General features: G+C 42.4%; 24 protein-coding genes, 1 tRNA gene, 1 pseudogene and 1 other annotated feature. Of the genes and pseudogenes, 18 read left to right on the top strand and 8 right to left on the bottom strand.

The window, feature by feature from the left end; all coding sequences use genetic code 11:
• Positions 1-216: 216 nt before the first annotated feature.
• Together LI162_RS01565 and LI162_RS01560 are read left to right on the top strand one after the other, a co-directional pair.
• Positions 217-1554, top strand: coding sequence for a putative ABC transporter permease (locus LI162_RS01565; RefSeq protein WP_227155571.1), 1338 nt, complete (start codon positions 217-219; stop codon positions 1552-1554).
• Positions 1555-1584: 30 nt separating this feature from the next.
• Positions 1585-2472, top strand: a complete 888-nt coding sequence (locus tag LI162_RS01560) for a YitT family protein (protein WP_227155569.1) — start codon at positions 1585-1587, stop codon at positions 2470-2472.
• A 143-nt stretch (positions 2473-2615) separates the two neighbouring features.
• Here the strand turns inward: LI162_RS01560 and glpK are convergent, their stop codons facing one another.
• Positions 2616-4112 (bottom strand): glycerol kinase GlpK, encoded by a 1497-nt coding sequence (glpK, locus tag LI162_RS01555; RefSeq protein WP_227155567.1) that lies wholly within the window; start codon positions 4110-4112, stop codon positions 2616-2618.
• A 322-nt stretch (positions 4113-4434) separates the two neighbouring features.
• On the opposite strand from glpK, the gene LI162_RS01550 reads away from it, so the two are divergent.
• The 10 genes from LI162_RS01550 to LI162_RS01505 all read left to right on the top strand — a co-directional run bounded on the left by LI162_RS01550 (position 4435) and on the right by LI162_RS01505 (position 14645).
• Positions 4435-5286 carry an energy-coupling factor transporter ATPase gene (locus tag LI162_RS01550; protein WP_055146362.1) on the top strand — a complete coding sequence of 284 codons (852 nt, stop codon included), beginning with the start codon at positions 4435-4437 and terminating at the stop codon, positions 5284-5286.
• Positions 5271-6137, top strand: a complete 867-nt coding sequence (locus LI162_RS01545; protein WP_015528414.1) for an energy-coupling factor transporter ATPase — start codon at positions 5271-5273, stop codon at positions 6135-6137. Before LI162_RS01550 ends, LI162_RS01545 begins: the two co-directional genes overlap by 16 nt.
• Entirely contained in the window at positions 6134-6958 is an 825-nt protein-coding gene (locus LI162_RS01540) for an energy-coupling factor transporter transmembrane component T family protein (RefSeq protein ID WP_055146359.1), read from the top strand. Before LI162_RS01545 ends, LI162_RS01540 begins: the two co-directional genes overlap by 4 nt.
• A 158-nt stretch (positions 6959-7116) precedes the next feature.
• Complete coding sequence (gene truA / locus LI162_RS01535) at positions 7117-7869, top strand: tRNA pseudouridine(38-40) synthase TruA (RefSeq protein WP_227155565.1); 753 nt, start codon at positions 7117-7119, stop codon at positions 7867-7869.
• 414 nt (positions 7870-8283) lie between these two features.
• On the top strand, positions 8284-9129 hold the full coding sequence (gene licT, locus LI162_RS01530) for a BglG family transcription antiterminator LicT (protein WP_055172336.1): 846 nt from the start codon (positions 8284-8286) through the stop codon (positions 9127-9129).
• A 212-nt stretch (positions 9130-9341) separates the two neighbouring features.
• The gene (locus LI162_RS01525) at positions 9342-10805 is read left to right on the top strand and encodes a PTS transporter subunit EIIC (RefSeq protein ID WP_020436072.1); all 1464 of its coding nucleotides are present in this window, start codon (positions 9342-9344) and stop codon (positions 10803-10805) included.
• Positions 10806-11019: 214 nt separating this feature from the next.
• Positions 11020-11319: a binding site (T-box leader), on the top strand.
• 150 nt (positions 11320-11469) lie between these two features.
• A complete protein-coding gene (gene tyrS, locus LI162_RS01520; RefSeq protein WP_015528409.1) occupies positions 11470-12693 on the top strand; it encodes a tyrosine--tRNA ligase in 1224 nt (407 codons plus the stop codon).
• Positions 12694-12779: 86 nt separating this feature from the next.
• A complete protein-coding gene (locus LI162_RS01515) occupies positions 12780-13286 on the top strand; it encodes a flavin reductase family protein (RefSeq protein WP_015528408.1) in 507 nt (168 codons plus the stop codon).
• Between the two features lie 230 nt (positions 13287-13516).
• Positions 13517-13786, top strand: coding sequence for an STAS-like domain-containing protein (locus tag LI162_RS01510; protein ID WP_178741494.1), 270 nt, complete (start codon positions 13517-13519; stop codon positions 13784-13786).
• 112 nt (positions 13787-13898) lie between these two features.
• Positions 13899-14645, top strand: a complete 747-nt coding sequence (locus LI162_RS01505; protein WP_015528406.1) for a TSUP family transporter — start codon at positions 13899-13901, stop codon at positions 14643-14645.
• A 139-nt stretch (positions 14646-14784) separates the two neighbouring features.
• On the opposite strand, the gene LI162_RS01500 is transcribed toward LI162_RS01505, so the two are convergent.
• The gene (locus LI162_RS01500; RefSeq protein WP_054751409.1) at positions 14785-15567 is read right to left on the bottom strand and encodes a hypothetical protein; all 783 of its coding nucleotides are present in this window, start codon (positions 15565-15567) and stop codon (positions 14785-14787) included.
• A 284-nt stretch (positions 15568-15851) separates the two neighbouring features.
• Between LI162_RS01500 and LI162_RS01495 the strand changes: the two genes are divergently transcribed.
• Positions 15852-16556, top strand: coding sequence for an HAD family hydrolase (locus LI162_RS01495; RefSeq protein ID WP_195937164.1), 705 nt, complete (start codon positions 15852-15854; stop codon positions 16554-16556).
• Between the two features lie 145 nt (positions 16557-16701).
• On the opposite strand, the pseudogene LI162_RS01490 reads toward LI162_RS01495, so the two are convergent.
• From LI162_RS01490 to LI162_RS01470, 5 genes and pseudogenes are all read right to left on the bottom strand, one after another.
• Positions 16702-16953 (bottom strand): annotated as a pseudogene (locus LI162_RS01490) (purine permease); the annotation flags it as partial.
• Positions 16954-16969: 16 nt separating this feature from the next.
• Positions 16970-17476, bottom strand: a complete 507-nt coding sequence (gene xdhC / locus LI162_RS01485; protein ID WP_020437186.1) for a xanthine dehydrogenase subunit XdhC — start codon at positions 17474-17476, stop codon at positions 16970-16972.
• On the bottom strand, positions 17469-18356 hold the full coding sequence (gene xdhB, locus LI162_RS01480) for a xanthine dehydrogenase subunit XdhB (protein WP_227155563.1): 888 nt from the start codon (positions 18354-18356) through the stop codon (positions 17469-17471). Before xdhB ends, xdhC begins: the two co-directional genes overlap by 8 nt.
• Positions 18349-20658 carry a xanthine dehydrogenase subunit XdhA gene (gene xdhA / locus LI162_RS01475; protein WP_227155562.1) on the bottom strand — a complete coding sequence of 770 codons (2310 nt, stop codon included), beginning with the start codon at positions 20656-20658 and terminating at the stop codon, positions 18349-18351. The genes xdhB and xdhA overlap by 8 nt, the downstream gene beginning before the upstream one ends.
• 29 nt (positions 20659-20687) lie before the next feature.
• On the bottom strand, positions 20688-20834 hold the full coding sequence (locus LI162_RS01470) for a hypothetical protein (RefSeq protein ID WP_172790460.1): 147 nt from the start codon (positions 20832-20834) through the stop codon (positions 20688-20690).
• 454 nt (positions 20835-21288) lie between these two features.
• Between LI162_RS01470 and LI162_RS01465 the strand changes: the two genes are divergently transcribed.
• The 4 genes from LI162_RS01465 to cytX all read left to right on the top strand — a co-directional run bounded on the left by LI162_RS01465 (position 21289) and on the right by cytX (position 24664).
• Positions 21289-22458 carry a PD-(D/E)XK nuclease family transposase gene (locus LI162_RS01465; protein ID WP_064773965.1) on the top strand — a complete coding sequence of 390 codons (1170 nt, stop codon included), beginning with the start codon at positions 21289-21291 and terminating at the stop codon, positions 22456-22458.
• A 109-nt stretch (positions 22459-22567) separates the two neighbouring features.
• Positions 22568-22638: transfer RNA gene (locus LI162_RS01460), tRNA-Gly, on the top strand.
• Between the two features lie 40 nt (positions 22639-22678).
• Positions 22679-23488, top strand: coding sequence for a bifunctional hydroxymethylpyrimidine kinase/phosphomethylpyrimidine kinase (gene thiD, locus LI162_RS01455; RefSeq protein WP_015528392.1), 810 nt, complete (start codon positions 22679-22681; stop codon positions 23486-23488).
• A gap of 3 nt (positions 23489-23491) precedes the next feature.
• Positions 23492-24664 carry a putative hydroxymethylpyrimidine transporter CytX gene (gene cytX / locus LI162_RS01450; protein ID WP_155204235.1) on the top strand — a complete coding sequence of 391 codons (1173 nt, stop codon included), beginning with the start codon at positions 23492-23494 and terminating at the stop codon, positions 24662-24664.
• A 4-nt stretch (positions 24665-24668) separates the two neighbouring features.
• On the opposite strand, the gene LI162_RS01445 is transcribed toward cytX, so the two are convergent.
• On the bottom strand, positions 24669-25346 hold the full coding sequence (locus tag LI162_RS01445) for an ATP-binding protein (RefSeq protein WP_227155560.1): 678 nt from the start codon (positions 25344-25346) through the stop codon (positions 24669-24671).
• A 232-nt stretch (positions 25347-25578) separates the two neighbouring features.
• Here LI162_RS01445 and LI162_RS01440 point away from each other — a divergent pair, with 232 nt between their 5' ends.
• Positions 25579-25716: a hypothetical protein gene (locus LI162_RS01440; RefSeq protein WP_226866200.1), complete on the top strand. Its 138-nt coding sequence runs from the start codon at positions 25579-25581 to the stop codon at positions 25714-25716.
• Positions 25717-26160: the final 444 nt, after the last annotated feature.

Below are 26160 nucleotides of genomic sequence, written 5' to 3'. Positions count from 1 at the left end.
ATAGGTCGAGGGCATAACCAAAGCAGTGATAGGTTTGGATGATGATGTTGGTTTTAACTGTATGTAGTTTTGAAGGTACATGATATATAGACAGAAATGAGAAGCAGTGCGAAAGCGCTGTTTTTTTTATAAATTCGGGCTGATCGGAGTATTAATTATTTTTGGATTTATCCCTAGGAAAAAGCACTGATTTGCGTTATACTAAGAAAGATGTGAATGAAAACATGGTACAAAGGAGATGGAGCAATGATTCGTTTTACATGGTATGAACTGCTTTGGCTGTTTTTCATCTATTCTTTCTTAGGATGGGTGCTGGAGACAGCGGCCGCAACAGTAAAACAGAAGAAGTTTGCGAACAGAGGTCTGGTGAATGGACCGTTCTGTGTGATCTACGGTATCGCCGCTCTGTTCATGACATTTGGATTACAGGAGCTAAGAGGAGTCTGGCTTTTTTTATTTGCAACGATTTATGCTACAGTGATCGAATGGGTTGCAGGGCATTTGATCGAGAAGGCATTTAAAGCCAGATGGTGGGATTACTCCAGGATTAAATGGAATCTGGACGGATATATCTGTATCCCGGCTTCTCTTATCTGGGGTGCTCTTGGATATCTCGGAATCCGCTGGGGAAACAGATTTGCAATCATAGTATTTAAAATGTTACCTCTGTTCCTGATGAAGATCCTTGTATTGGTTCTTCTTGGCGTATTGGTTGTGGATATCCTCGGATCTTATCTGCTACTTCGTGGAAAAGGAAAGAACCTCGCGCGGTGGGAAGCTACGAATGAAGGTCTGGATAAAGTCAGCAATAAGCTTGGAAGTGCGATTTCCGGATGGGTTGGGAAACGTATCCAAAAAGCGTATCCAAAGGCAATGGAACTGATCCGCAAGGAAGAAGAATCGGAGAAGGGGAAAGTATTTGCCGCAGGCTGTGGGTTCTATAAGATTGTGCTGTTGTTTTTTGTAGGAGCATTTCTTGGAGACATTACAGAGACGATTTTCTGCAGAATCACGGCAGGTGTGTGGATGAGTCGCTCCAGTGTGGTCTGGGGACCGTTCAGTATTGTCTGGGGACTGGCGATCGCACTTGTGACAGCAATGCTTTACAAATATAAAGATAAGAGTGACAGCTTCTTATTTATCATCGGTACATTGCTCGGTGGAGCGTATGAATATCTTTGCAGTGTGTTTACTGAAATTGTATTCGGGAAAGTATTTTGGGACTATAGTGAGATTCCATTTAACTTAGGAGGCCGAATCAACTTATTATACTGCTTCTTCTGGGGAATTGCGGCAGTTGTCTGGTTTAAGAAGATCTATCCGCACATTTCCGCATGGATTGAGAAAATCCCGATGCTGACAGGGAAGGTGCTTACCTGGTTTTTGATCATTTTCATGGTCTGCAATGTGGCTGTGTCATGTATTGCACTTGTTCGTTATGATGAACGTGGAAAGGGCGTTGTAGCGGAAAACAGCATTCAGAAATGGGCAGATGAGCATTATGATGATGCGAAGATGGAGAAGATTTATCCGAACGCAAAAGCGACAGAATAGAAAATAAGATGTAAACGAGAGGGAAATGGTATGATGGAGAATAAAAAATTGCGGGCAGAGCATCCGAAGAAAGAGCTTGCAGTGGATATTTTGTATGATATTATAGGAAGTATTTTGTTTGGTGCCGGAATCTATACATTTGCAGAGAGTGGAAACTTTGCGCCGGGAGGGATTTCAGGTATTGCATTGATCATGAACAAGTTATGGAATCTTCCGGTCGGTACAATGACATTGATACTGAATATTCCGCTGGTCATCATCAGTTACAAGACAGTAGGAAAGAGGTTTTTGATGAAGACTGCGAGGACAATGATTATTTCAACCATTTTTGTCGATCTTGTATTTCCGATGTTCCCATACTATACAGGGCAGCGTCTGCTTGCAGCGATTTACTCAGGTGCATTGCTTGGACTTGGAATGGTTCTTTTCTATATGAGAGGTTCTTCTTCGGGCGGAGCAGATTTCCTGACTATGACGATCAAAAAGAAGAGACCGCATATGTCACTCGGACGATTGACGCTGCTGATCGACCTGATTATTATCTTGATCGGATGGCCGGTATTCGGTGATGTTGATTCGGTTCTTTATGGATTGATCGCAGTATTTGTCTGCTCTATGGTAATTGACAAGATCCTTTACGGAATCGGTGCAGGATCACTTGCGATTATCGTAACATCGAAAGGAGAGGAAACAGCGGAGGAGATTGGAAGAATCACCGATCGTGGTGTTACTTCTCTGGAAGGAATGGGGACTTATACGAAGAGTAAGAGAAATGTTCTGCTCTGTGCATGTTCTAAGTCAGAAGCGTATCTTGTGAAAAATGCAGTTTACCAGGTAGATGACTCGGCCTTTGTAATGTTTACTGAGACAAGTGAAGTGCTTGGAGAAGGATTCAAGGAAAGTCTGGATGAGTTGTAAATAAAATAGAAGAACAGTTACGAGTATGAAATATAAAAAGCTGCTGTACGAACTGTTGTTTACGGGATTTGTGAACAACAGATGGACAGCAGCTTTTCTATATGCTCTTTATGCAGAAATTCGTTTTCAAAGATATAAAAATGTTAATCTTCTTTCGCCCAGTCGAAGGAATATTTAACAGCCTTGTGCCAGCCTTTCAGTTTCTTTTCGCGGACTTCCGGATCAATCGAAGGTTCAAAGATCTGATCGATCGCCCAGTTCTCTTTGATTTCTTCAAGACTGTTCCAGTAGCCGACTGCAAGACCAGCCAGATAAGCAGCTCCCATAGCAGTCGTCTCAACGCAGACCGGACGGTGGACAGGTGCGTTGATCAGATCAGCCTGTGTCTGCATCAGGAAGTTATTTGCGCTTGCGCCGCCGTCTACTTTCAGGGAGGCAAGATTAATGTCGGAATCTGCCTTCATGGCAGTCAGGACATCATATGCCTGATAAGCGAGAGACTCGAGGGTTGCACGGATGATATGGTATTTATTTACCCCACGTGTCAGGCCGACGATCGTTCCGCGGGCATACTGATCCCAATATGGAGCACCAAGTCCGGTGAAAGCAGGTACAACATAACAGCCGTTTGTATTTTTCACTTTCTTTGCCATATATTCGCAGTCGTCTGCGGAGTCAATCAGGCGCAGTTCATCACGCAGCCACTGGATCGCTGCACCGGCAACAAAGATAGAACCTTCCAGAGCATATGTAACCTTTCCGTCAAGTCCCCAGGCAATCGTGGTGACCAGCCCATTGTTGGAAATGACAGGTTTCTCTCCGGTGTTCATCAGAAGGAAGCATCCGGTTCCGTAAGTATTCTTCGCATCTCCCGGTTTAAAGCAGGTCTGACCGAAAAGTGCTGACTGCTGATCTCCGGCAGCACCGGCAATCGGGATCGCTCCGCCGAGGACGGAAGGATCTGTCTCTCCGTAAATGCAGCTGGAAGGCTTTGGTGTCGGAAGCATACAGCGTGGGATCTGAAGTTCTTCGAGAATCTCGTCATCCCAGTCTAATGTATTGATATTGAAAAGCATGGTTCGTGATGCGTTGGAGTAGTCTGTAACATGTACTGCGCCTTTCGTCAGTTTCCAAATCAGCCAGGTCTCTACTGTACCAAAGAGCAGTTCTCCGCGCTCGGCACGTTCTCTTGCTTTCGGAACGTTGTCGAGGATCCAACGGATCTTTGTTCCGGAGAAATAAGCATCAAGTACAAGGCCGGTTTTCTGACGGAACTTTTCTGTCAGTCCTTTTTCCTTCAAAGAATCGCAGAATTCAGCAGTACGACGACACTGCCAGACGATTGCGTGGCAGATAGGATCGCCGGTATTTTTATCCCACACGATCGTTGTCTCGCGCTGGTTCGTGATACCGATTGCAGCGATATCAGAAGGTTCTGCGCCGATGATGTTCATAGCCTCCACAGCAACTCCGAGCATGCTTGCCCAGATTTCATCCGCATCGTGCTCAACCCAGCCCGGTTTCGGAAAATGTTGTGTGAATTCTCTCTGTGTGACGCTGCAGATTTCCCCTTTTTTATTAAATAAAATGCAGCGGTTACTTGTGGTTCCGGCATCTAATGCCATAACGTATTTTGACATAATATGTGCCTCCTCATTCTAGTATTACTCAGAACAGTAACCAGAAATGTGATAATCGAGGTTCGTTCTGTTCTATATTCTAATAAGATAAGAATATCATAATCGGAATGGAGGTTCAATGGACGAAAGGTGCTGTAATAACTAAATTTTCGCATTTTACTGTATTTTACTGTATGCATGCTTGCAAATCTTTTTGTGATACCGTAAAATAAATTTTGAATTGCTTTTCAGCAGTTCGCCTTATGCAACTAATAACGATACAGAGACATTAGAAAGTTTTATTTTCTTATGCATTTTCATAATAAGAAAGGCGGTATATTCCATGGGAATGATACGTGCTGAAAAGCTTGTATTTGAATATGATAAACGAGACGAAGAAGGTAATGTGATCGGATCCCATCGCGCCATTGACGGAGTTGACATTGATGTCCCGCAGGGGTCTTTTGTGGCGATTCTTGGACATAACGGTTCAGGAAAGTCTACCCTGGCGAAGCATATGAATGCGATTCTTGTCCCGACAGGTGGAACGATGTGGGTGGACGGAAGAGATACGAAAGATCCGAATGAGCTTTGGAACATCAGACAGAGCGCCGGAATGGTATTTCAGAATCCGGATAACCAGATTATCGGAACTGTTGTAGAAGAGGAAGTAGGATTCGGTCCGGAGAACTTAGGAGTTCCTACGGACGAGATCTGGAAACGGGTAGAGAACAGTCTGCGTGCAGTCGGTATGCTGGAGCGCAGAAAGGATTCTCCAAATAAACTGTCCGGAGGCCAGAAGCAGAGGGTGGCGATCGCAGGAGTAATCGCGATGGAGCCGAAGTGCATCGTGCTCGATGAGCCGACGGCGATGCTTGATCCGAATGGACGAAAAGAAGTTATTGAAGCGGTAGAGCAGCTTCGAAAAGAGAAGAATGTTACGGTGATCCTGATCACACATTATATGGAAGAAGTGATCGATGCGGATCAGGTATTTGTAATGGATGAAGGGCATGTGGTGATGCATGGTACACCGAAAGAAATCTTCAGCCGGGTAGATGAACTCAAGAAGTACCGTATGGATGTACCACAGGTGACAATGCTGGCAGACGCATTGATTCAAAAAGGAGTTCCGCTGCCGAAAGGAATTCTTAGAAGGGAAGAATTGGTGGATGCCTTATGTCAATTAAATTAGAAAATATCAGTTATGTATATAGCCCGGGAACTGCATATGAGCATCATGCACTGAAGGATGTCAGTCTGGAGATTCCGCAGGGACAGTTTGTGGGAATCATTGGACACACGGGTTCGGGAAAATCAACCTTGATCCAGCATTTGAACGGTCTGATGAAAGCAACATCAGGGAAATTACTTTATGAGGGGCAGAACATTTACGAGGACGGATATGATATGAAGAAACTGCGTACACAGGTAGGACTTGTGTTCCAGTATCCAGAGTATCAGTTGTTTGAAGTTGATGTGTTAAGTGATGTGTGTTTTGGACCGAAGAACCAGGGACTTTCCAAGGAAGAGTGCGAGAAGCAGGCAAGAGAAGCCTTGGAGCTTGTAGGATTTCCGGAGAAATATTATAAGCAGTCCCCATTTGAATTATCCGGAGGTCAGAAGCGTCGTGTGGCAATCGCGGGAATTCTTGCAATGCATCCGAAGGTACTTGTTCTGGATGAGCCGACAGCCGGACTGGATCCGAAGGGACGAGATGAGATCTTAGATCAGGTAAAATTGCTTCATGAGAAGACCGGAATGACAGTAATTCTTGTTTCCCATAGTATGGAAGATGTTGCAAAATACGTGGAGCGCCTGATCGTGATGAATGATGGAGAAAAGATGCTTGACGGTACACCGGAAGAAGTGTTCCGCCATTATAAAGAGCTTGAGGCTGTTGGACTGGCAGCACCACAGGTAACATATGTAATGCATGATCTGAAAGAAAAAGGATTTGATGTATCAGCAGATGCGACAACTGTGGAAGAGGCTGCGGACGAGATCTACAACTTCCTGAAGAAGAGACAGGAGGTGCAGTCATGATCAGAGATATTACGATAGGACAGTATTATCCGGCGCAGAGTCCGATCCACAGACTGGATCCGCGTGTGAAGATTGTCTGCACACTGATCTTTTTGGTTTCTTTATTTGTGCAGAACAGTGTGCTTGGATATGCATTGGCATTTGTATTTCTTGCGTGCATGATTCACGTTTCTAAAGTCCCGGCAAAGTTTATTGGAAAAGGACTTAAGCCGATTGTGATCTTGTTATTGTTTACAGTGGCTATGAACTTGTTCCTTACAAGAGGCGGTGCAGTGTTATTCCATTGGGGAATCATTACGATCACAGAGACAGGGCTTCGTACTTCTGTGTTCATGGCAGTCCGTCTTGTACTGCTTGTTGCAGGTTCTTCTTTGATGACATTTACAACGACTCCGAACGGACTGACAGATGGACTGGAGAAGCTGCTTCATCCACTGAACCGAATCCATGTACCGGTACACGAAATTTCGATGATGATGTCTATTGCACTGCGTTTTATTCCGATTCTGCTGGAAGAGACAGACAAGATCATGAAGGCACAGATTGCAAGAGGAGCTGATTTTGAATCAGGAAATATTATCCAGAGAGCAAAGGCAATGATTCCGATTCTTGTTCCGCTTTTCGTGTCTGCATTCCGAAGAGCGAATGATCTGGCGATGGCAATGGAAGCCCGCTGTTATCATGGTGGCGAAGGGCGTACAAAGATGAAGCCTTTGAAATATCATTATCAGGACAGACTTGCTTATGCAATCACATGGGGATATCTGATCGCGATTGTAGTGATCGGAAGATTTGTGCCGTTTAAATTGTGGATTTTTTAGAATAAAATAAATAGAGAAGAGGGACGGAGATTTCTGTCCCTTTTATTTACGCGAGCAACGAGCCAAAGTCCGTGCTTGCACGAGAACTTGGCGACTGCCGCGATAACTTGAGAAACTCGCGGAGCGTGTTTCTCATAGTATTAGGAGAAAGAACAGATATGAGAAGAATCAGATTAAGGGTGGCATATGACGGCACTGCTTATTGTGGATGGCAGGTGCAGCCGGAAGTGCCGACGATTGAAGGTGAATTGAATCAGGCAATCTCTAGACTTACGAAGGAAGAGATTATCGTGATCGGGGCAAGCCGCACAGATGCGGGAGTCCATGCGAAGGGAAACGTTGCTGTATTTGACACAGAGTCTACAATCCCGGCAGACCGATTTGCTTATGCATTGAATCCACTGCTTCCGGAAGATATTGTGGTTGTGGCATCAGATGAGGTGGAAGCAGACTGGCATCCAAGATATTGTGATACGGAGAAAACGTATGAGTACAAGATCTTAAATAGCAAGTTCCCGGATCCGATGAGAAGAAGAGACACGTATCATGTTTCATTTGATCTTGATCTTGAGAAGATGAGAGAAGCAGCAGAATACCTGAAAGGGGAGCATGACTTTAAGAGCTTCTGTAATGTTCATACTCAGGTGGAAGATACGGTTCGCACGATTTATGATCTGGAAGTAGAGAAAGAGGGGAAACTTATTACCATTCGTGTCCGTGGAAATGGATTCCTCTACAATATGGTCCGAATCCTTGCAGGTACGTTGATCGGAGTCGGAAGAGGAGCGATTGCCCCGGAACAGATTCCAGCCATTCTTGAGGCAAAGGACCGACAGGCAGCAGGAATGACAGTTCCTCCACAGGGACTAAGGCTTGTTGAAATTGACTACCTTGAAGAAAAAAGTAAATAATTTTTTGTAAAGGTTGACAATGAACCGTTTCGCTGTTACACTAGACAGTGTGGTGATTGTCAGTAGACAGAACCAAATTTCAGACGGAGACCCGAAGAAAAGAGTATGTCTGAAATTTGTTTTTGTAAAAAATAACGAAAAGAATCGCGGAATACATAAAAATATAAAAAAAGTATAAATATTATTAACAAAATATAAAATATTTGATTGACTTTTATGTGCAGGTTTGTTATACTGAATCACGTAGAAAAGAGATAACATTGACGAACAGTTATCATTAAAGAAGGATTGTTACTGTTAGGCAGGCAAAACCAGATTTTATGAGCGTCACCGGATGAATCAGGGGGATGCCTTAAAGTTTGGCTTTTTTATTTATTAGGGAGATTCTCCCGAAGTTAGAGAAAGGCCAATCGGATGGTTATAGACAAAATAATTAATAACAACATTGTATCTGCATTTGATGAAACAGGCTTAGAAGTTGTTATCATGGGACGGGGAATCGGATTCCAGATGAAGCGGGGGCAGAAAGTTCCGGTGGAGAAGGTTGAGAAGATTTTCCGCATCAAGAGTCAGAGCATAGCAGGGCAGCTCAAGGAATTGCTGGCGAAGATGCCGCTTGAGCAGGTTCAAATCTCCAATGAGATCATTTCTTATGCGAAGAAGACAATGAAGCTGAAATTAAATCAAAGCATCTATGTTACATTGACAGATCATATCAGTTTTGCAATCAGCCGCTGTAAAAAGGGGATTCATCTTGAGAATGCGTTGCTGTGGGAGATTAAAAGATTTTATCCACAGGAATTTGAACTCGGAAGATATGCGGTAGAACTTGTGAAAAAGAGACTGGATGTAGAGATGCCTGAGGACGAAGCAGGATTTATTGCATTGCATTTTGTCAACGCAGAGTATGGAACAGATATTCGGGATGCGGTACGATTTCCAAATCAGATGAAAGAGATTCTTGGAATCGTAGCAGATGAACTTGGAATTGAGATGGATGAAGGCTCGCTGCATTATGAGAGATTTCTGACACATGTGAAGTTTCTTCTTCAGAGGATTTATCGTAAGGAATTGCTGGAAGAGGAAGAGAATGAGATCACAGAGATGATGCAGAGAAAGTATCCGAAGGAGTATTCTTGCAGCAGAAAAGTTGCAGATTACATAGAACAGACGGCAGACTGCAAGCTGTCAGGAGAGGAAGTTTTGTATCTGACACTCCATATTCGCCGTGTTGCGATGGCGGATTCGGAGGACGAATAAGGTTGCTTTGAACGGTAACAAAAGTGAAAGGCTGCATTGAGAAATGAACAGCCGCAGATGAACTTGGACTTTAGCGCATTGCGCTTTTGTCATAGATGGTTCTCTGGTTTGTGGAAGACCCGGAGGATCAGAGGTGATTTTGACCGGAGGACTCATTTGCCGGTTAAAATAAAAAGGGATTAAAAATGAGAGATTATTAAGGAGGGAATTCTATGAAATTCGTACAGAAATTAGGAAAAGCTCTTATGCTTCCTGTTGCTTGTCTTCCGATTTGTGGTATCCTGATGGGATTAGGATACGCAATGTGTCCATCTACTATGCAGGGTGGAGATGTAACTGGTGTTGTTGAGCAGATCGGATTTTTCCTTGTAAAAGCTGGTGGTGCCTTGATCGATCATATGGCACTCCTCTTTGCAATCGGTGTTGGTGTTGGTATGTCTGATGACCATGATGGTACAGCAGGTCTTGCTGCACTTGCATCCTGGCTGATGATCACAAACCTTCTTTCTACTGGAGCAGTATCTGTTCTTAGAACACTGGAAGAAGGATCAACAGCATTTATCGCATTCAGCAAAATCGAAAACCCATTTATCGGTATCATCGCCGGTATCATCGGTGCACTTTGCTACAACAGATTCAAATCAACTAAGCTTCCTGACTGGCTGTCATTCTTCAGTGGTAAGCGTTGTGTAGCAATCGTTGCAGGTGTTGTTTCTATTATTGTATCTGCAGTTCTGCTCTTTGTATGGCCGGTACTCTTTGCAGGACTGGTTGCACTTGGAAAAGGAATCGAAGGAATGGGAGCTCTTGGAGCTGGTATCTATGCATTCTTTAACAGATTACTTATCCCGTTCGGTCTGCACCACGCACTGAACAATGTATTCTGGTTTGATACAATCGGACTTGGAGACCTGTCACACTTCTGGAATGGAGAAACATCTGCAGACGTTTCCTGGAGTCTTGGAATGTACATGTCAGGATTCTTCCCATGTATGATGTTTGGTATCCCTGGAGCAGCTCTTGCTATGATTCAGTCTGCAAAGAGCAATAAGAAGAAAGTTGCAATCGGACTTATCGCATCTGCAGCAATTTCCGCATTCGTTTGTGGTGTTACAGAGCCATTCGAGTTCGCATTCATGTTCCTCGCTCCGGCACTTTACGTTGTATACGCATTACTGTATGGTATCTTTACAGTAATCACAGTAGCTCTTGGATTCCGTGCAGGATTCAGCTTCTCAGCAGGACTTACAGACCTTATCTTCTCTGCTCCCCTTCCGGCAGCAGCTAAGACATGGCTTATCATTCCTCTTGGAATCGCAGCTTTCATCGTATTCTACGCTGTATTCCGTTTCGCAATCGTTAAATTCGATCTGAAGACACCAGGTCGTGAAGATGACGATGATGATGAAACAAAAGTTGTTCTTGCAAACGATGACTTCACAACAGTAGCTAAGATCGTTCTTGATGGTGTTGGTGGAAAAGATAACGTAGAGTCTGTCGACAACTGTATCACAAGACTTCGTCTTGTAATCAAAGATTACACAAAGGTTGATGAGAAGAAGATCAAATCTGCAGGTGTTGCAGGCGTTGTTCGTCCATCTCAGAAAGACGTTCAGGTAATCATTGGAACAAAAGTTCAGTTTGTAGCTGACGAGTTCAAGAAACTTTGCAAATAAGTTTAAATGATAATTAGGTTATCCGGGATAATGATGTGAAAGAATACGGATAACACACACATTAATAATCCCTTTTCAAAAGCGGAAGTGGAATCGGCGAAGAGCCGGGGACACTTCCGTTTTTATATATGTAAGACCACTTGACAAAAGGATTACAATAGTCTATCATCAAGACTACGAGAGTTTATTCTGACTCTTATATAGAAGTTATATATGGAAGGCTATGAAGGGAATAAGTAACAGACAGAACAGACACACAGAAAGCTGCCGGCTGATGAGAGGCGCGTAGATGACTGACTGCGAATACATCCTGGAGCTTCACACTGAAATCCGATGATGAAAGTTCAATGATTGATATGGACAGCAGATCAGCCGGAGAGTAGGCTGTGACGGAGTTGTGCTCGTTATTGCACGAATGAGACTGACAGACATAAAGGTAAGAATTTTATACTTACATCCGAAAAAATGTTGTCGGTGAATTAAGGTGGTACCACGGTGATAGATCGTCCTTATTGCGTCATGCAGTAAGGACTTTTTTAATACAAAATAATCTGATGCTGAATGATGCGTTGTAGTGTTAGGGGGCACGGTACTTGTGCTCAACAACATGTTATGAACATTCTGTAGAGATTACAGAAATATAAAAAAGAGAAGGAGAAGGAAAATGGGAATTTATGAAGAACTTCAGGCAAGAGGCCTGATCGCCCAGGTAACAGATGAGGAGAGAATCAAAGAACTTGTAAATAATGGAAAGGCTACATTCTATATTGGATTCGACCCGACAGCAGACAGTCTTCATGTAGGACATTTCATGGCACTGTGCCTGATGAAACGTCTGCAGGAAGCAGGAAACAAGCCAATCGCACTGATCGGTGGTGGTACAGGATATATCGGAGATCCATCCGGAAGAACTGATATGAGAAGCATGATGACACCGGAGCAGATCCAGCATAATTGTGACTGCTTCAAAGAGCAGATGAGCCGTTTCATCGATTTCTCTGATGGAAAAGCGCTTATGGTAAATAATGCAGACTGGTTGCTTGATCTGAACTACATCGATGTACTTCGTGAGGTAGGACCTCATTTCTCAGTAAACAGAATGCTGACAGCGGAGTGCTACAAGCAAAGAATGGAGAAGGGACTCAGCTTCCTTGAATTCAACTACATGATCATGCAGGCATACGACTTCTATGAGTTGTTCCAGAACTACGGATGTAACCTTGAGTTTGGTGGAGATGACCAGTGGAGCAACATGCTCGCAGGTACAGAGCTGATTCGTCGTAAACTTGGTAAAGATGCAAGCGCTATGACAATCACACTGCTTCTGAACTCCGAAGGTAAGAAGATGGGTAAGACACAGTCAGGTGCTGTATGGCTTGATCCAAATAAGACATCCCCATTTGACTTCTACCAGTACTGGAGAAATGTCGGAGATGCTGATGTTCTGAAATGTATCCGTATGTTGACATTCCTTCCGCTTGAAGAGATTGACAAGATGGACACATGGGAAGGTGCACAGCTTAACACAGCAAAAGAAATCCTTGCATATGAGCTGACAAAACTTGTTCACGGTGAGGAAGAAGCGAAGAAAGCACAGGAGAGTGCACGTGCACTGTTCAGCCAGGGAAATGCTGATAACATGCCAACAACAGAACTGGAAGAAGCAGATTTCCAGGATGGAAAGATTGATATCCTTGCAGTTCTTGTAAAGAGTGGACAGGCATCTTCCAGATCTGACGCAAGACGTGCCGTAACACAGGGTGGTGTTTCTGTAGACGGAGAGAAAGTAACAGACATTACAACAACATATGCTCCGGCAGACTTCGATGGAGAAGGAAAGATCGTGAAAAAAGGAAAGAAAAACTTCCGCAGAATTGTTGCAAAATAATTGAAATGAAGTAGAGAAATAGTGGCTGTTACTGTAGCATTAAGTTGGATACAGTAACGGCCGCTTCTTATAAGGAGGAAACAAAAATGGCATTTAAAGAAGTAAAGATTGAGGAACTTTCATTTAACCCTTTTACAAAGATCAGCAAGGAATGGATGTTGATCACAGCAGGAGATGAAGAGAAGCATAATACAATGACAGCCAGCTGGGGTGGTGTTGGAATTATGTGGGGGATGAATGTGGCTACAGCATATATTCGCCCACAGAGATATACGAAGGAATTCGTAGATGCAGAAGAGATGTTTACACTTTCTTTCTTTAAGGAAGATTATAGAAAAGCATTAAATCTTTGTGGTTCCAAGTCAGGTCGCGACTGTGATAAAGATAAAGAAGCAGGTCTGACACCGTATTACACAGACGGAACAACAGCGTATGAAGAAGCAGATCTGATCTTTGTCTGCAGAAAGCTTTATGCACAGGAGATGAAACCGGAGTGCTTTACAGTAGACGGACCAGATGAAAAATGGTATCCGGGCAAAGACTACCATACAATGTATATGGGTGAGATCGTGAAGGTTCTTGTGAGAGAATAAGTAAAAGATTTCAGTTGGTCAGATTATGAAGTCGAAGAGCCGGAACAATTAAAATAAAGAGTAGTTACACTGCTTGCAAATAATAGGAGAACTCCTTTCAGTTGTGATAAGATGCAGTCTGAGAGGAGTTTTTTGTAGAATAGAGTAAATAAAAATGCTGTATAACTTGAAAATCTTGACAAAATATGGTAAAAATAGATATAGAAAATACCAGGAAAGCGGGCGGTAGAATGGAAGAAGTAAAAACAATAATACTGAAGGATGTATTGCCTTTTGTGGATCCGGTGGCGAGATCCCATGCAAGAAGAGTTCTGAAAGATGCAGAAGGATACAAGGAGCTTGTGATTGATTTTCGGGGAATTGAATTCATGGGGCGCGGTTTTGCGGATGAAGTGTTCCGTGTATTTCAGGAAGAGCATCCGGAGATAAAGATTACACCGCTTCATGCAAGCACATCCATGTTAGCGATGATCCGCCATCTCGGAGGAAAACAACGCTGAATTGAAAACAACAATAAATTGATATTTACAGATCCCTTGTAAACCGTTACAATAGGAAGTCGGGGCGTTTGTCTCTGATATCTTATTTTTTAGAAGAAAAGGAACAAGGGAAATGGGGATTTATCTGATTGTATGCCCGCTGGTGTTTCTGGCGGGCTTTGTTGATTCAATTGCAGGAGGCGGTGGACTTATCTCGCTTCCGGCATATATGTTTGCAGGGATTCCGGTGCATAATGCAATCGCGACAAACAAGCTGTCATCTTCAACAGGAACGGTAGTATCGACAGCGAGACTGATTAAGAATAAGAAAGTAGACTGGGGATTCGTACCCGGAACGGTGATCGGAGCGTTGATTGGTTCTGTTGCAGGGGCGAATCTGGCGTTGATCATCAGCGACCATATTTTGAAAATGGTATTGGTTGTGATCCTGCCGATCGTAGCCTTTTGTGTGTTGAGAGACAAGAACATGGATGTGGAAGTTCCGGTCGGAATGACAAAGAATAAGCAGTATCTGATCGCGATTGTATGCTCTTTGGTGATTGGTTGTTATGACGGATTCTACGGTCCTGGAACAGGAACCTTCTTGCTGCTTGTATTTACCAAACTTGCGAAGATACCATTGGAGAAAGCGACAGGAAATGTGAAGATTGTGAATCTTTCTTCCAATATTTCAGCGCTGATCACATTTATCCTGGCAGGGAAAATCCTGTGGGGACTGGGACTGGCAGCATCCTGTTTCAGTATCGCAGGGCATTACGTAGGTGCAGGAATGGTTGTGAATAATGGGGTGAAAGTGATTAAGCCGATTATTCTGATCGTGCTGGTACTGTTATTGGTTAAGGTTGTGTCTGGGATATAATTTTATTTGGCGGATACGCCATACCGACGAAATGCGTAGCATTTTGGAGGTTGGCTCTGAACAGTTACGAATATAATAAAGGTATAAAAGAAGCAGAATCATGGGTGGAAAATGATTCTGCTTCTTTGACATTACAATATCACATCACCAATCTCAGCACTCTTGTCTTATCCAATATAAAAATCGAACATACCATAAAAAGATGTGCAAGCAGTGTACTGACGATCACACCGTTAGACGTAAGCAGGAATCCGGTATAGAATCCAAACCAGCAGACGAATCCGGAGTAACTTGCCATCAGGATAAGCAGTGGTAATTCTTCCCAGAAGCCGTGAAGTGTGCTTAAAAAGTCATCCATTGTAAAATCGAAGTAGATAAAACGACCAACTGCAAGCGTGATGAAGTACATCATCAGTGAATCGTAGTTGTCATCATTGTAAATGAACTTGATATAAAGAAGTATCAGTATAATATAAAAGGAAGATACCAGTCGAATGGACGCCTTTTGGTTGGAATCTATTTCTTCCAATGGTACAAATACAATATCAAGCCATCCATTTAAGATAACGGAGAAGCAAAGGAAGAGTAAAAGGATAATATCCTGATACTTCTGCCAATAGATGGACACGCCTGGAATCCTCTCGTCAATAACATAGTAAAGAGACAGAAAGATCAGCACGGAGGTGCTGGCGAAGACCATTTCGAAGAAGCTTTCGATGATGCTTCTCTTGCGCTCCTGGTGATGGCGGTTGATACGACGGATTGCTTTGTGAGACAGGGAGTCATCCTGCAGTCGCTGGCGTGTTTTCAATTTGGCTACGCCAAGAACAATACCGATCACAACGGCCAGCCCGATCAGCGAGACGAGCAGGTAGATTCCGATGTATTCAAAGTTAAAATAGTGTGTAACATAAGTTCTCATTAAAATGCCTTCTTTCAAATTCCTTAGCAGGTTATAAATAGTTGTATAGCTTTCATTATCAATTATAGCACGGTGATGCAAGGGAAAAATACTGGTAACTGTTCAGAGCCAATACTGGATAAAATTCAACCTAGTCAAAAGAAATAAACTATGTTAGACTATCGATAGATTGATAAAAAGATAACAAGTATGGTATCTGTACAGAATGGATTGCCAGTCGTATGTAGTGCGAACAGTAATCAAAACAGTTTACCAGGGAGTGGAAAAAGGACAGGATGAGAATAATGAAAGCAATTGTATTCGACGTAGACGACACATTATATGATTTATCAACTCCATTTAAGCAAACATGCAGGGAGATTTTCCCGGAAGATACAGATTTAGATCTGGAAGGTGCGTTTCTCGCAAGTAGAAGATACAGTGATTCCGTGTATGCACGGTGCTTGAGTGGTGAGATGTCAATGGAAGAGATGTATATCTATCGGTTTAAGAATGCATTTCTTGATTACGGGAAGAAGATCAATGCGCTGAAAGCTCTGGAGTTCCAGGCGGTTTATGAAGAAAAGCAGCAGGAGATCAGGATGACGGATGCAATGAAAGATTTGCTGCAGAGTCTGAAAGAAAAGGTGACTCTTGGAATTATTACGAATGGACCGGCGCAGCATCAGTGGGATAAAGTGAATGCACTTGGTGTAACGGAATGGATTCCAGTAGGTCATGTATTTATATCAGGAGCACTCGGGGTAGCAAAACCGGACAAGAGGATTTTCAGTCGTGCGGCGGAAAGAATGGGGATTTTGCCGCAAGAGATCTGCTATGTAGGAGATTCTTTCGAAAATGATATTGTTGGGGCGAAAGCTGCGGGATGGAATGCAGTCTGGTATAATCATCGCGGACATCAGGCAGCAGGTGATGTAAAGCCGGATGCAGTGGTAAGAAGTGAGGCAGAATTGATTGCATGTCTGGAGAAGATCAGCACAAAGGAGTGAGCGGAATATGCAGAAGGAAGCCCAAATAATCAAGGTGATGGCTGCTCCGGAAGCTGGATGGTAAAAGAAAACCTTTTAAAAAAAGAAAAATAACAGCTGTAAGAGAAATATTTTTCAATTACAGCTGTTATTTTCTTCTTATTCGTTATTCTTCTACTTTTTCACTTTTATCTTTTGGCAGAATCAGACTGAGCAGCAGTGATACTACGAACACACCTGCAACAGCATTTCCGTTGAAGATATCTCCCACAGCCTGTGGGAAAGCGCTGAAGAAGTTCGCATCTGTTTGTGTAAGACCAACGCCGACGCAGAAAGCGAGAGATACAATGATCATTGTACGGTCATTGAACTCGCAGTCTTTGAGCATCTTGATTCCTTCGTACAGGATTGAACCAATCTTCCATATTGGATAGTTAGACAGCGTCTGCTTCTTCATTTTTTCCGAGTCTGCGAAGCATTGTCTTCTTGACTGCACGGAAAATGTTTTCATAACCTGTGCAGCGGCACAGATGACCGGACATCATTTTACGGATCTCATCATCTGAGAATTCTTTACCGGCATTTAAAAGTTCAGTTGCACTCATGATGAATCCAGGTGTACAGAAGCCACACTGAACAGCTGCTTCGTCAATAAATGCTTGCTGAATATCGGATAACTCACCATTTGGTCCGGCGAGACCTTCAAGAGTAAGGATTTCTTTTCCCTCAGCCCATACACCGAGATAGATACAGGAGTTGAAGCATTCCCCATCAATGATTACATTGCATGCTCCACATTCTCCAACTTCACAGCCTTTCTTTACGCTGGTCAGACGGAAGTCATCTCTTAAAACATCTGTAAGTGATGCACGGACATCGATCATTTTCTCAACTTTCTTACCGTTGATCGTGCAGGTAAGTAATTTGTACTGTTTATTCATCGATCACACCTCCTGCCAATCTGATAGATTCTGTCAGTGCACGCTCTGCAAGAACAGTAGCGATGTGCTGACGGAATGCCTTGGATGCTCTCCAGCTGTCACGTGGATTGATATCTTCCAAAACAGCCTGACCAAATTCATGAACAACAGCTTTTGTAAGCGGTTTGCCCTTTGCTTTTGCCTCAGCAGAAGGTGCACGCATCGGAACAGGTCCTGCAACTCCGTAAGCAATTCTGACATCCTCGATCGTCTTCTTATCTTCAGAGAGTTTTACATTGACAGAACATCCTGTTGTTGCGATATCCATTGCATTACGCATTGCGTATTTAATGTAATGTCCGTGGTAGTCTTCGTATGCTTCCTTCGGAATGATGATCGCTGTCTGAATCTCTGCCGGTTTCAGATTAACGACTCCTGCTTTAATATAGAAGTCATGGATCGGGATTCTGCGAACTCCGTCCGGTCCTGTGATCTCGACAATTGCATCCCATGCATGAAGTGTTGAAGCGGAATCAGCGGATGTAACACCATTACATGTGTTTCCACCGATCGTTCCGATGTTACGGATCTGTGGTCCACCAACCATATCAACAGCTTCCCCAAGTACGTTGATATGCTTCTGGATGATCGGATCCTTTGTAATATGAGAGAAGCTGGTCAGAGAGCCAATGCGGATCGCACCGTCTTCTTCATAAGATATGCCTCTCATTTCATCAATTCTATAAATGCTTACAAGTTCTTTTCCTGCGCGACGTCCTTCACGCATCTGTACAAGAACGTCACTTCCGCCGGCAATGATCTGTGCTTCCGGATGTTCCTGTAAAAGCTGTATAGCATGAGCTACGCTTTCAGCTTCATAAAGTGCTTTAAGATCATACATTTGCTTCTCCTCCTTCCTCAAACATATGTTGTTCTTTCATGCTGCGGAACAGATGGTGTGGATTCACCGGTGCATCATTTACATAGACACCTGTTGCCTGATAAACTGCGTTACGGATTGCAGGTGCAATGGAACATGTTGGTGGCTCACCAAGAGATTTTGTTCCGAATGCACTTGTAGGCTCCGCATTTTCTACGAAATAAGCACGTAGTCTCGGGTGATCCATAAATGTGGATAACTTGTAATCGAGCAAGTTATCATTTAATGCTCTTCCGGTCTTCGGATCAAAGAGCAGGTTTTCAGAAAGTCCGAATCCGATTCCCATACTCATACCACCGTGTACCTGAGCTTCAGCAAGTGCCGGGTTAATCAGTGTTCCGGCGTCATGTACATTGACGAGATCAAGCAGTTTTACCTTACACATCGGGATGTCAACTTCAACTTCTGCAAATGTACATCCGAAGGAGTAGGCATTTGACTTAATCTGTGCTGTGCTTTCAGCTGACAGATGCTCACTGTGTGAAAGGCTGTAAAGTGCTTCTGTTGAAAGATCTCCAAGAGACATCAGAACACGGTTATCTGTGATACGAACAATCTGTCCGTCGATGATATCCAGGTTGTATTCAGGCATTCTTGTCAGTTCATGCGCATATTTCAAAATGCGCTCTTTCAGAAGCAGTGCTGTCTGGCGGATTGAGAATCCGGCTGTGTAAGTCTGACGGGATGCATAAGCACCTGTTCCGAATGGCGTAACGTCTGTATCCTGACAGGAAACAACGTGTACAGCTTCAAGCGGAACGCCAAGAATATCTGCAGTCATCTGTGAATATGCAGTATCAGCACCCTGTCCGATCTCTGTCTCACCGAGCTGAACCTGAAGAGAACCATCCTGATTCAATACCATACGGCAGGAAGATGTCTCAAGTGAGATTGGCCATACAGCTGTGTTGTACCAGAAGACTGCCATACCGATACCTCTGCGGATATCTCCTGTCTGGTTCTGGTATTCTTTGTATTTACGAAGGTAATCAGTAACTTCGATTCCTTTGTCGAGGCACTGGTTGAATGTGTCGCTGTATAATTCATTTTTAGAAAATGCATCCTTGTATCCGATCGGCATCAGGTTTTTGCGGCGGAATTCAAGCGGATCCATGTTAAGTTTTGCACAAATGTCTTCTGTATGACATTCTACAGCCCACATTGCCTGTGGAATTCCGTAACCACGCATCGCACCGGCAACGGATTTGTTTGTGAATATTGTATAAGCATCAGCCTCTACGTTATCACAAGGATAAAGCTGCGGGAATGCGCCAACTCCTTTGGCACAAATACTGTGACCGTGAGATGCGTAAGCACCTTGATCAGAAAATGCTTCCAGTTTTCTTGCAGCAAATGTTCCATCCGGGCGAACCCATGAAATGATGTGGCTCTTGATCGCATGACGTACACGAGTAGAAACAAAGGTCTCCTCTCTTGGTACATCAAGTTTAATAAGGTGCCCGTGAAGCTGCATGGACAGCCATGCACAAAGTGGTTCATACAAAACATCCTGCTTGTTACCGAATCCACCACCGATGTACGGTTTAATAACACGGATCTTACCCCATTCAACTCCGAGTGCCTGACCGATAACTCGACGTACGATATGAGGAATCTGAGTAGAACTTACAACCTTGATGCGGTCGCCTTCCATCTCAGCATAGCAGATGAAGTTCTCAATATGACAGTGCTGAACGGTTGGTGTGCTGTACCAGCCTTCTACTTTGATCAGTCCAGGTTCTTTGATTGCTTCTTCATAATTTCCTTTACTGATTGTTGTATGCTTGAGAATATTGTTTGGATATTTATCATGAAGCTGAGGAGCATCCTCTTTCATAGCATCCATAACATCCAGAACAAATGGATATTCTTCATATTCTACTTTGATCGCACGAAGTGCCTGTGCAGCGGAAACCTCATCCTCTGCTACAACCGCAGCGATATCATCCCCATAAAATCTGACGCGGTCTGTAAGTACAAGACGATCGGCAACATCCTGGTGTGATTCATCTGTGGACCATGGATGTCCGGCAGTTGGAAAATAATGCTTCTCCTTTAAATCAAAACAGGTAAATACTTTTACAACTCCAGGTATCTTCTCAGCTTCAGATGTGTCAATAGAAAGAACACGTCCGTTGGCAATTGTAGAGTGTAAAATACGTGCAATATAGGCACTCTTATCGCAGAGATCATCTGTATATCTTGTACGTCCAATTACTTTATCGTAGGCATCTACACGAGTAACCTTTTTTCCTACATACATGTTATCCCCTCCTTAAACATAAGTTTGGATCAACCGTTTACGTAAAAATCAATATCCTGTTTCATCTGAAGATATTGGGCTTTGGTAATCACGATCTTTCCTTTATTCAGCGTCAGAAGATTCATCTCTTCCAGCTTTCTGATGTTTCTGTCCAGAGTTTTAATAGAAATCCCCACTTCTTCGGAAATGCGCGCTCGTGTCTGGTTAAGTACCAGAATCTCCGGTGCCGGGATCTTTTGTTCATATATTCCTGCTTTTTAAGTGGTAAGCTATTAAATAAATCCACGAATCTTCCTCCTCCTTTTTATTCATTATAGAGAGAAAAGCTGATACATTAAAAGGCCATGTGACATTTTTTCTCCGCTTTTTTGAATTATGGCGTTTTGGACAAAAAATGACTATAAATTAATTGTATTATAATGTTTTTTTGGCAAAAATGACAATAAAAATTGAAAAAATATTGATTTGTAAAGTTATACACAAATTATCAACAAAAAAGATGAGTTATAAACAAGAAACACATTGCAATTAAAAGTGGACTGGGATATTCTGAGAACATACCAATTCATGAAGTTGGTGTTGGGCAGGTAAGAGGACTGTTTTATTTTAAATATCGCATCAAAATAAACGATGAAAAACAAATTACAAAACTATTTCCCAATGATCAGAACCAAAGGACAAGTGCTTGAAGAAATCCGGAATAGCCCGAAAATGTGGAAGACATTTTGCGGTTGGGAAGAAAAATACCAACAGGAATATCTTGACATTTGCACTGGTGTAAAAGGTGTAAAACTTCTCTATGATACCTATTTTAAAGTTATTATGAATCCGGATACCAGACCCGAAAGGTTAAATGATTTTCTATCAGAAATACTGGGAAGAAAAATTAGAATTTTAAAAGTACTTCCGAATGAATCAGCGCGTATTGCAGCAGAGAGCTCCTTATTGATTATGGACATTGTTGTTCAGTTTGAAGATGGCAGTATAGCAAATGTTGAAGTACAAAAAATGGGATATTTATTTCCCGGACAGAGAAGTGCCTGTTATTCTTCTGATTTATTGTTACGACAGTATAAACGAGTGCGCGCAGAATTAGGAAATTCATTTACTTATAAGAGAATTCAGAAAGTCTATACAATTGTATTATTTGAAAAGAGCAGCGCTGATTTCCGCAGGTTTTCGAAAGAAATATATATTCACCATTGCGAACAAAAAAGTGATACAGGAGTAGAAGTGAATTTACTGCAAGAATATACTTTTATATGTCTTGACATTTTTAGTGACATCATTCAAAATGAAAACAGAAAGATAAAAAACAGATTGGAAGAGTGGCTCGTATTTCTCAGTCAGGATGATCCGGAGATGATTATAAAACTTTTGAATCAAAATTCGGATTTTCAGAAGATTTATGAAGAAATCTATACACTCTGTCTTAATATGGAAGGAATGATGGAGATGTTTTCGAAAGAACTTGAGATTTTGGATCGTAATACAGTAAAGTTGATGATTGACGAGATGGAAGAAGAATTGGCACAAGTAAAGGCAAGTGTTGCAAAACAGGTCGAAGAACAAGTGGCAGAGAAGGTAGCCGAACAGGTGGCTCAAGCGAAGGAGAGCATTGCAAGAGAACTAGAAGAAGAGAAGCAAAAGATAGAAGAAGAAAAGCAAAGAGCGGAAGAAGAAAAACAAAGAGCAGAAGAAGAAAAACAAAGAGCAGAAGAAGAAAAACAAAGAGCTGATAAAGCAGAAGAGGAAAATATGAGATTAAGAAAGAAATTGATGGAATTGCAAAAATTGTAATAAGGTAGATACAAAAAATTAAAAAAACTTAGAAAAATTTAAATTTGTGCTTGCATATCTCTGATACGTATGATAAGATATAACTCGTGTCAGAGATAACACAAGACACGCGGGTGTAGTTCAATGGTAGAACACCAGCCTTCCAAGCTGGATACGTGGGTTCGATTCCCATCACCCGCTTTTTTTGTACCCGTTTTTAAAAAAGAAGGAGGCCAAGAACATGAAAACAGCAATTACAATCGCCGGAAGTGACTCTAGCGGAGGCGCAGGAATCCAGGCTGATATCAAGACAATGATCACTAATGGAGTATATGCAATGAGTGCGATTACTGCATTGACAGCGCAGAATACAACAGGTGTTACTTCTATATTAAATGCAACACCGGAATTTTTAGGACAGGAGCTTGACAGTATCTTTACAGATATCTATCCGGATGCCGTAAAGATCGGGATGGTTTCAGATAAAGAACTGATCAAAGTTATTGCAGCGAAGCTGCGTCAGTATGAAGCAAAGAATATTGTAGTAGATCCTGTTATGGTAGCAACAAGCGGAGCGAAGCTGATCAGTGATGATGCGGCGGATACATTGAAGGAAGAATTATTCCCGCTTGCAAGTGTATTGACTCCGAATATTCCGGAGGCAGAGGAGTTGATCGGAAGAAAGATCACAAGTGCAGAAGAGATGATCGATGCGGCGAAAGAAATTTCAGAAAAATATCACTGTGCAGTACTCTGCAAGGGTGGACATAACTTAAATGATGCGAATGATCTGCTGTATGCAGATGGAGCGTATCGATGGTTTAACGGAAAAAGAATTGATAATCCGAATACTCATGGTACAGGTTGTACATTGTCTTCTGCGATTGCTTCTAATCTTGCAAAAGGATTCTCATTGGAGGAGTCTGTGGAGCGTGCGAAAGAGTATATCTCTGGGGCACTTGCAGCAATGCTTGACCTTGGGAAGGGAAGCGGTCCAATGGATCATGGATTTGCTATCCAGAATGAATATACAAAAGAAGCAGAGGCATAAACTATGGAAAAAAGAACATCATTATTTGAGAACGGATTAATCTGGTTTGGAGCAGGAGTCTCCATTGCTGAGATTCTTACAGGGACATATTTTGCAGCTCTTGGATTTGGCAGAGGGCTGGCAGCCATTCTGGTAGGACATGTGATTGGATGTATCATGTTGTTTCTAGCTGGAGTGATTGGCGGTAAGACAAGAAAAAGTGCCATGGAGACAGTAAAAGACAGCTTTGGAAGTCATGGAGGACAGCTTTTCGCAATTCTGAATGTGCTTCAGCTTGTCGGATGGACTGCAATTATGATCTATGATGGAGCACTGGCGGCAGGAGGCATCTTTACAGTGGGACACTGGGTATGGTGTCTGGTAATAGGTGCATTGATCATTGTATGGATTCTGATCGGAATTACGAATCTTGGAAAGGTAAATACAGTTGCGATGGCAGCACTTTTTATTCTTACATTGATTCTTTTTAAGATTATTTTCTTTGATGGAACTGTAGTTACATCCATTACCGATGAGACATTTTCCTTTGGAGCAGCAGTAGAACTTGCGGTTGCAATGCCATTGTCCTGGCTTCCGTTGATCAGTGATTATACAAGAGAGGCGAAAGAACCTGTGAAGGCAACCGCAGTCAGTACAGTTGTTTATGGAGTTGTAAGCTGTTTTATGTATCTGGTCGGAATGGGTGCTGCATTGTTTACAGGAGAAAGTGATATCGCACAGATCATGGTAAAAGCAGAACTTGGAATCGCAGGTCTTCTGATCATTGTATTTTCAACAGTTACAACCACTTTCCTGGATGCTTATTCAGCAGGAATTTCAAGTGAATCCATCTTTGCAGGACTTAAAGGAAAATACGTTGCTGTAGTTGTAACAGTGATCGGTACCATCGGAGCAATTGTCTATCCGATGGACGATATCACAGATTTCCTGTATCTGATCGGCTCTGTATTTGCGCCAATGATCGCAGTGCAGATTGCAGATTTCTTTATTCTGAAAAAGAAAAAATCGGAAACCGGATTCGATTGGTGTAATCTGTTGATCTGGCTGGCCGGCTTCATTTTATACCGTGTTCTGATGAATATTGATATGCTGCTTGGAAATACACTTCCGGATATGGTTTTGACAATTCTTCTTTGCATGATCGTGGCAGCAGTAAGAGGAAGAAAGAAAGCATAGCCTTTTAAAGGTCAGCGCGAAGCATAACCTTTGCGGTAAAGACTCCATCTTCATAAGTAAAATTACAGGAACCATCGTTCTTTTCTGCCATTCTGCGGACAGACTGGGTACCGATTCCCAGACCTTTTCGCTTGGTGGAATGGAACAGATGGTTCTTTTCTTTGATCGTTCCGTCAAAATTATTTTCTACCCGGATTAAAAGAATAGAAGCAGAATGTTGATAGATTTCCAACGATATCTGCTGCTGCGCAGCGGTAGTTTTGCGACTGGCTTCCAATGCATTTTCTAATAGATTGGAAAGAATAAGACAGAGATCCATTTCATCTACGGAAAGTTCTTTTGGAAGATCAACACGGGCAGCAAATGGAATTTCTTCTTTTTGAGCAAGCGCATAATAATATCCAATCACGTTATCGACAGACTGATTTTCACAGAAGTGATAAGTAAGGTTTGGAATTTTATCCATTGCATTTTGCAGGTATTCTTTGATCTTTTCTAAATCACCGTCTTTGGCCATGGTGGAAAGTTGTATAAAATGATGACGAATATCATGTCGAGCCTGTCTGGCATCTTCAATCGCACTTCTTAAATTCTCATATCGTTCCTGCTGTACAGAAAGAAAAAGATTTTCCTGCTGAAGTTTTTTGTTTTTATTCAGGATATTAGCCATCATTAAAAACATCGAGTAAAATAATGCAAGGATGAGTAGAAGAGCATAAATAATCACAATGTATCCGCGGAGAAAACGCTGCGTGTGCAGGACGGTGTTATATTTTGGAATCAAAGCAAGGTTCAATCCGATGACCAGAACCGGGAGAATCCAGAAAACATACCAGGTCGGAGCAAGATTTTCATCTTCTACTATTTCTTTGACTGAATGGGAGGCTGGATACCATACGAGAAGGACGAAAAGAATGCAGAAAAGATTATACAGGATTCCAAAAGTAGAAAAACCGGAAAATGCAAGGTGTCCAGAACCAAAATTCAACATTGCAGAAGCAGCTCTGGAAAGGCTGTTAAAGCAGGAAAAAACTGCACAGACGGCAAGATAGATGCTGACAGATTTCCAAAGTGAAATTAACAAAGTATTATGATATAGAACAAGTAGAACAAATAGAAGAGGAAGAAAAACAGATCTTGTTGACAAATGGAATCTATAGCATGCAAAACCACAAAAACAAGAGCATATAATAAGAAGCGGGAGCATCCAGACAGCCAGCTTCTTAGGTGTTTGTTTCAGAGATGATCTTACCGGCAGATAGGCAAGCAGCATACCAGGAATCAAAACTGTAAATTCCAAAGTCTGGAAAATTAAAGTCCGCATCAAAATCCCCCCTTTTGAAATAGATAATCCATAAAGTGTTGTCGTGCAGGTTTGCACAGTTCATATTAAATACAAACGTTTTGACATAGGATTAGTATACCACAGAATGACGATTCGTGCCATTTTCAGACAGTTCATGTCAAAAATATTGAACAATCTGGTATCAAAAATA

It is taken from the genome of Mediterraneibacter sp. 210702-DFI.3.120 (assembly GCF_020561005.1).
GTDB classification, from domain to species: Bacteria; Bacillota; Clostridia; order Lachnospirales; family Lachnospiraceae; genus Mediterraneibacter; species Mediterraneibacter faecis.
Note: the sequence above shows the minus strand (reverse complement) of the source record. Positions and strands in the feature narration are given on the sequence as shown.